The following is a 6,745-nucleotide window of genomic DNA, read 5'->3' as shown; positions in this document are numbered from 1 at the left end:
ATCAACAGCCCCATTCCAGCACAAACCAAAAAAACTGTAGGCAAGCTCGATTTCCATCGAGTTTGTCTACAGTCTGAGCTCCTTCATCGAAGGAGCCATTTTTTATTCTTCAGAATCACTGTCTGTCGGATAATGCTTCAAGAAATAAATCAATGATTGCAATTCTACTGCCAGATCAATATGATGGATCCTGATTGAAGACGGTACATTCAGCCTCGCGGGCGTAAAATTCAGGATCCCCTTCACATTCGCCTGTACCAGTCTGTCCGTGATCGGCTGTGCTACCGCTGACGGCACGGTCAGGATCGCCACCTGGATGCCTTCCTCGACAACAACTTTATCGAGGTCATCCATGTGATAGACAGGCACATCGCCAATCTGCGTCCCAACCTTATCCAGGTCGACATCGAAGGCAATTTGAATTTTTGTATTATTGTTTTTGGAAAAATTATAATTCAAAAACGCCGTTCCTAAATTACCGACACCGATCAGCGCAACCTTCGTGAGTTCATCCTGGTCGAGCGTCTTTCGGAAAAAAGTCAGCAGGTAATTCACATTGTAGCCGTAACCCTTTTTACCCAAAGCCCCGAAATAGGAAAAGTCCCTTCTGATCGTAGCCGAATCCACTTTTACCGCTTCACTCAGTTCCGCGGACGATACCCTCTGCTTGCCTGAAGAATGCAAGTTCAATAAAAATCGGTAATACAGCGGCAAGCGTTTTGCAGTTGCCTGCGGAATCTTCATAGCATCATTCGTCATTCTCCATCCTCCACCTGTTCGTATTCTATTTTAACTTCTCATCTCTCTTGAAATCGCCGTTTTTCCCGCCAGTTTTTTCCACAAGATAGGTTTTGCCGATCACCATGCCTTTGTCAACGGCCTTGCACATATCATAAACAGTCAGCGCGCATGCTGATGCTGCTGTTAACGCTTCCATTTCTACCCCTGTATTCCCTTTTGTTTTAACAGCTGCAGCGATATTTAAAATATAATCATTCCCATTTTGCTCCCAATCAAACGAAAGGTCAATTCCTGTTAATGGAATCGGATGGCACATAGGAATGATCTCGGACGTCTTCTTGGCTGCCATGATGCCAGCAACCTGTGCGACTGCCAGTACATCGCCTTTTTTCATCTTATTTTCAGTAATCCTTACATATATATCTTCATTAACGGTAATGCTTGAATGGGCGACTGCCGTACGGACCGTCTCAGGTTTTTCACTGACATCGACCATCTTCGCTCTTCCCTCTTCATTAAAATGCGTAAATTCTGCCATCTTCAAGCTCCTTTCAACCAAATAATACACTATTTTCACAAACTTGTGTGTGAACTTTGTTTCTATCTTCACATATAGAAGATGAAATTTTTCTGCCTTACCGCCTGTAGCAGGCCGCACATATTGCCGAGCCAATAGGATTGGGTTACACTATCCCTAAGGCATTAGAGGTGAAAAATAATGATTCTATTACAAGTCAATCAGCTATCAAAATATTTTGCGGCTGATCTTATTTTATCGAATATCAAGTTTGAAATACAGACCAATGATCGTGTTGCTCTTGTCGGCCGGAACGGGGCTGGGAAATCAACCCTCCTGAAAATCATTGCCGGCTATGAATCCCATGACGGCGGCGAGATCATCCGCCCGAAAGGAACATCAATCGGCTATCTTGCCCAGAATACCGGGCTGGAATCCGAGAAAAGTATTTGGGATGAAATGCTGGCCGTTTTTGATCATCTGCACAGCATGGAAAAAGACCTGCGCCGGCTTGAGGAAAAAATGTCTGATCCTAACATTCTGTCGAACGAGTCCGAGTATGAAAGAGTATTGAAGGATTATGACGTTTTGCAGGTCCAGTTCAAGGAAAAAGGCGGCTATCAGTACGAAGCTGACATCCGCTCGGTCCTGCACGGCCTGAACTTCCAGTCTTTTGATTATTCCACAAAAATCTCCACTTTAAGCGGAGGACAGAAAACAAGGCTTGCGCTCGCCAAGCTGTTATTGACACGTCCTGATATTTTGATTCTTGACGAACCGACCAACCATCTGGACATCGACACGCTATCCTGGCTTGAACAGTACCTACAGGGTTATGCCGGTGCGATTCTGATTGTTTCACACGACCGTTATTTCCTTGATAAGGTTGTGAACCAGGTATACGAAATCTCCCGTCACCAGCTGACGAAGTTCCCGGGCAATTACAGCTCATATTTAGAACAAAAAGCAGCAAATTACGAGCGCGACCTGAAGTTATATGAAAAGCAGCAGGATGAAATCTCCAAGCTCCAGGATTTTATCCAGAGGAATCTTGCCAGGGCCTCGACAACGAAACGGGCCCAGAGCCGCCGGAAACAACTCGAGAAAATCGATCGGATGGACAGGCCGATGGGAGATGAAAAGTCAGCTTCCTTCAGCTTCCAGATCGAACGCCAGAGCGGGAATGACGTCCTGAAGGTAAATACACTTGCTGTCGGCTATCAGAATGAAGCCGTATCCGAAAATATCTCTTTTAACCTTTCGCGTGGCGACAGTACTGCACTTGTTGGGCCAAACGGCGTCGGAAAATCGACCTTACTAAAAACAATCGTCGAAAAACTGCCTTCGATTACCGGCAATATTCAGTACGGCTCAAATGTCTCAATCGGCTATTACGATCAGGAACAGGCAGAGCTGAGCTCGAATAAAAAAGTTTTAAATGAACTGTGGGACGAGTATCCACTGAAATCGGAAAAGGAAATCCGCACCGTATTGGGCAATTTCCTTTTTTCAGGCGATGATGTGTTAAAAATCGTCTACACCCTGAGCGGCGGTGAAAAAGCACGCTTGGCACTAGCCAAGCTGATGCTGCAAAAGTCCAATTTCCTAATTTTGGATGAACCGACAAACCATCTGGACCTGGACAGCAAGGAAGTGCTTGAGAACGCCTTGATCGATTATCCAGGCACCATCCTGTTCGTCTCCCACGACCGTTACTTTATCAACAGGATCGCTACCAAGGTCCTTGAGCTCGATCGTAGTGGGGCAACAGAATATCTAGGTGATTATGATTATTATGTCGAGAAGAAGTTAGAGCAGGAAGAACTTGAGGAACTGGCCAGACAGGCGGCCATAGCAGCTGGCATAGTCACCGAATCAGTCAAACAGGACAAGACCTCCTATCAGCAGGATAAAGAGGCAAAGAAGCTCGAGCGCCAGCGCAAACGGCGTATGGAAGAGGTCGAAGCGTTGATCGATAAGCTCGAGACAGAAGTTGCAGAATATGAAGAATTGCTTTGTGACCCCGAAGTATTCCAGGATCATGAAAAAGCAGGAGAAATCAATTCCAAAATTGAAACCGCCAAGGAAAAACTCGACGAACTGATGGAAGAGTGGACAGAATTGGCGTAAGTTTGGAAAAACCGGGCATGAATGTGTCCGGTTTTTTTGTATGTGAAAACTTATTGATGATGGTTATCCACAGAAAGTTGTGGATTGTTTACTAATGATTTGGTTTGTGCGCAAAAACGGTGTATTTAATCGCAAAAATGCTGTTTTTATTCGCAAAACCAGCCTTTTTATTCGCAAACTGGAAAAAAACAAATATTATTTCCATTTTAAAAACCCAGAATTCTACTTTTTATCCAACAAAAAAGTCCCGATTGGCAACCGGGACTTTTTGTTCACATAGTTATTCACATAATGAAGATTGATTTATAGGTTATCCAGAGACTTTTCCACATTATCCACAAAACAAGCATTTCTTATCCACATTATACACAATCTAACACTGTTTTCGTTTACATATCCACAGAAGAGTCTGACAAAAATACTTTTTAACTGCGACTTTAGTTGTGGATAGTTATCTCCAGACCAGGGTTTCCGTTCAATGTCAGTGCTGCTCTTTGCCCTTTATCATACATGACACTACCTGCAGCGGCAATCATCGCTGCGTTGTCAGTGCATAAAGACAGCGGAGGAATGACAATTTCCACATCTGAACCTGCAAATTCTGTGGATAATTTTTCTCTCAGGCCTTTATTGGCTGCAACTCCTCCGGCAAGCAAAACTTGTTTCACACCATATTCCTTTACAGCCTTTTGGGTCTTCGTGACGAGTACATCAATGACACTCTCCTGGAAGCTTGCCGCAAGCTCTTCAGGAGCAATTTCTTCTCCCCGCTGCTGTGCGTTATGCACAACATTGATCACAGCCGACTTCAGCCCGCTAAAGCTAAAATCATAAGACCCTTCCTCCAGCCATGCCCTCGGCAGGTCAATGGTTGCTTGTCCTTCATGAGCCAGCCTGTCGATATGCGGACCACCAGGATACGGAAGATTGAGAGTACGCGCTACCTTATCATAAGCCTCGCCTGCGGCGTCATCCCTTGTCTCGCCAATCACTTCGAAATGGCCATGCTCCTTCATATAAATAAGTTCCGTATGTCCTCCAGACACAACGAGCGAAAGCAGCGGAAACTTCATCTCGGCAACAAGTCTGTTAGCATATATATGACCTGCGATATGATGGACTCCAACAAGAGGGATTCCATTTGCAAACGCTAAGGCTTTCGCAGCGTTGACACCAATCAATAAAGCACCAACGAGGCCAGGACCTTCAGTCACGGCTATCGCATCCAAATCCTTAACATCCACATTAGCCTGAGCTAGCGCTTCCTCCAACACAAGCGTAATCTGTTCCACATGGTGCCTAGATGCGATCTCAGGTACCACTCCGCCGAACCGCTTATGGCTCTCGATCTGAGAGGCCACGACATTCGCGAGGATTTCCTGTCCATTTTTAACGATTGCGACTGCAGTCTCATCACAGCTCGTCTCTATTCCCATGATTAATTGGTCTTTTTTCATTATAAATTCACCCACATTACTAAAGCATCTTCCATATTGTCTGTATAATATTGCTTCCTGATGGCTCCTTCTTCGAATCCAAACTTTCGATAGAGATTTTGGGCCCTATTATTGCTTACCCTCACTTCGAGCGTCATCCTCAATGCTCCCATTTCGCGTGCAAGCTCCATTACCTTTGCCATCAGTGCCTCGCCCAGCTTCATTCCCCTGTATTCCGGCAGCAAAGCGATGTTCGTGATATGTGCCTCATCCACAATGATCCACACACCACAGTACCCCACAACCTTCTGATCCACTTCCACCACTAGATACTGAGCAAACTGATTCTTCGTCAACTCATTGAAAAAAGCTTCCCTGCTCCATGGAACAGTAAACGAATTGACCTCAACCTCCATCACATCATCTAGATCATCAACCGTCATATTCCGGAACGTTATCGTTTTATTCATATTCGCTTCCCACTTATTTTTTAGTCTCTTGCGCTTTCAGCCAATTTGCCTCTGCTTCAGCCAGGCGGATATAGTTAGGGACGAAGGTATGAAGGTCAACAGCCTCTTTATCCCTTCCTAACAAAGCAAGTTCTGCAGGCCTTGGGTTCAACTCGGTGATCTCTGCAAAAACAGCCTTATCCCCAAGCTCCTGCTTAATGAGCTCCTCATGCAGACCAAAATCATTGCTCGTAAACAAAACCCTGCTATCCATATCATTCAAAGCCTTTACCCATTCAGCTGACATCACAAGCTGGTCTTCTTTCACAATTTCCAACCTTTGATTTTCGAATTTATATAAACCGGTATAAATCTGGCCTCTCCTCGCATCAAAAAAAGGAGACACATAGCCGTCAAAATAACGTCCTGCTGATGCTGCAGCCACCTGAAGGCTTGAGACACCTGATAATGGAGTCTTCAGTGTCCAGGCCATCGTCTTGGCAATCGTCACACCGATTCGGACACCCGTGTACGATCCAGGTCCTTCAGCCACAACAATCTTCGATAAATCACCCGGTTTGACATTGCACTCCTCCATCAGTGTCTGGATCGCCGGCATCACCCGAACGGAGTGATTTTTTTTAATGTTGGAGATATACTCGCCCAAAACCGTTTCGCCATCCAGCAGACCAATACCCAAAACATAATTGGACGTATCTATCGATAATACCTTCATTTAAAAAATCTCCTTACACAATTCTTGATACCGCTCGCCCTTTGGCTCGGCGACAATTCTTCTTGCACCATTATCATCAAGGTACAACTGAAGCAGCAATAGTTCCTGCGGCAGCTGTGCTTCAATTAAATGTGCCCATTCCACAACTGTTACACCATTACCTTCAAAGTATTCTTCAAAACCAAGATCTTCAAACGCATCTTCCACGCGATACACATCCATATGATATAAAGGAAGCCGTCCCTGATATTCCTTAATGATCGTAAAAGTAGGGCTATTCACATTCCTGGTAATACCAAGCCCTTCAGCAAGCCCTTTGGTAAAAGTCGTCTTTCCCGCACCTAAATCACCTTCAAGGGCAATCACGTCACCCTCTTTCAAAAGAGCAGCCAGCCTCTTCGCAAAATCCTTTGTCTCTTCGGGCTGCGTGGAAATGAATTGATAAGTCGCCATATATCTATCACCAACTAACAATCAATTTTATAATACAAAAAAACCTTAGGATGCCTCCTAAGGATGACGATTCTATATGTAGTTTACACGATTTATCCAGTCCGGGCAAAAAAACCGGCCATTTCCCCTTTTGAATAAGGCAGACCGGTAATAAAAAGCCCAAAAAAAACGAAACCCTGTTTCGCTGTGCGATTCTAGTAATCTAGAAAAATGGCGGTCCCGACCGGGATCGAACCGGCGATCTCCTGCGTGACAGGCAGGCATGTTAACCGCTACACCACGG

At 45.0% G+C, this 6,745-nt stretch carries 7 protein-coding genes; 1 reads left to right on the top strand and 6 read right to left on the bottom strand.

The annotated features are described in order from the left end of the window. Positions 1-102 precede the first annotated feature (102 nt). Positions 103-759 carry a redox-sensing transcriptional repressor Rex gene (locus FS736_RS23325; protein WP_144481509.1) on the bottom strand — a complete coding sequence of 219 codons (657 nt, stop codon included), beginning with the start codon at positions 757-759 and terminating at the stop codon, positions 103-105. Between the two features lie 25 nt (positions 760-784). Further along, positions 785-1,279: a cyclic pyranopterin monophosphate synthase MoaC gene (moaC, locus tag FS736_RS23320; RefSeq protein ID WP_144481508.1), complete on the bottom strand. Its 495-nt coding sequence runs from the start codon at positions 1,277-1,279 to the stop codon at positions 785-787. 180 nt (positions 1,280-1,459) lie between these two features. On the opposite strand from moaC, the gene FS736_RS23315 reads away from it, so the two are divergent. Then, positions 1,460-3,388: an ABC-F family ATP-binding cassette domain-containing protein gene (locus FS736_RS23315; RefSeq protein ID WP_144481507.1), complete on the top strand. Its 1,929-nt coding sequence runs from the start codon at positions 1,460-1,462 to the stop codon at positions 3,386-3,388. A 437-nt stretch (positions 3,389-3,825) separates the two neighbouring features. Here the strand turns inward: FS736_RS23315 and tsaD are convergent, their stop codons facing one another. The 4 genes from tsaD to tsaE are packed head-to-tail and all read right to left on the bottom strand — an operon-like array spanning position 3,826 to position 6,462. Then, positions 3,826-4,845 carry a tRNA (adenosine(37)-N6)-threonylcarbamoyltransferase complex transferase subunit TsaD gene (gene tsaD, locus FS736_RS23310; RefSeq protein WP_144481506.1) on the bottom strand — a complete coding sequence of 340 codons (1,020 nt, stop codon included), beginning with the start codon at positions 4,843-4,845 and terminating at the stop codon, positions 3,826-3,828. Continuing rightward, positions 4,845-5,294, bottom strand: coding sequence for a ribosomal protein S18-alanine N-acetyltransferase (gene rimI / locus FS736_RS23305; RefSeq protein ID WP_144481505.1), 450 nt, complete (start codon positions 5,292-5,294; stop codon positions 4,845-4,847). Before rimI ends, tsaD begins: the two co-directional genes overlap by 1 nt. 13 nt (positions 5,295-5,307) lie before the next feature. Then, positions 5,308-6,009 (bottom strand): tRNA (adenosine(37)-N6)-threonylcarbamoyltransferase complex dimerization subunit type 1 TsaB, encoded by a 702-nt coding sequence (gene tsaB, locus FS736_RS23300; protein ID WP_144481504.1) that lies wholly within the window; start codon positions 6,007-6,009, stop codon positions 5,308-5,310. Next, a complete protein-coding gene (gene tsaE, locus FS736_RS23295; protein WP_144481503.1) occupies positions 6,010-6,462 on the bottom strand; it encodes a tRNA (adenosine(37)-N6)-threonylcarbamoyltransferase complex ATPase subunit type 1 TsaE in 453 nt (150 codons plus the stop codon). Positions 6,463-6,745 lie beyond the last annotated feature (283 nt).

The organism is Cytobacillus oceanisediminis 2691 (genome assembly GCF_007678455.1).
Classification (GTDB): domain Bacteria; phylum Bacillota; class Bacilli; order Bacillales; family Cytobacillaceae; genus Mesobacillus; species Mesobacillus oceanisediminis_A.
The sequence above is the reverse complement of the archived record's forward strand: the minus strand, read 5'-3'. Positions and strand labels throughout refer to the sequence as shown.

Coding starts and splice junctions, on each gene's coding strand:
- FS736_RS23325 (WP_144481509.1), bottom strand. CDS start 759: ATGACGAATGATGCTATGAAGATTCCGCAGGCAACTGCAAAACGCTTG.
- moaC (WP_144481508.1), bottom strand. CDS start 1,279: ATGGCAGAATTTACGCATTTTAATGAAGAGGGAAGAGCGAAGATGGTC.
- FS736_RS23315 (WP_144481507.1), top strand. CDS start 1,460: ATGATTCTATTACAAGTCAATCAGCTATCAAAATATTTTGCGGCTGAT.
- tsaD (WP_144481506.1), bottom strand. CDS start 4,845: ATGAAAAAAGACCAATTAATCATGGGAATAGAGACGAGCTGTGATGAG.
- rimI (WP_144481505.1), bottom strand. CDS start 5,294: ATGAATAAAACGATAACGTTCCGGAATATGACGGTTGATGATCTAGAT.
- tsaB (WP_144481504.1), bottom strand. CDS start 6,009: ATGAAGGTATTATCGATAGATACGTCCAATTATGTTTTGGGTATTGGT.
- tsaE (WP_144481503.1), bottom strand. CDS start 6,462: ATGGCGACTTATCAATTCATTTCCACGCAGCCCGAAGAGACAAAGGAT.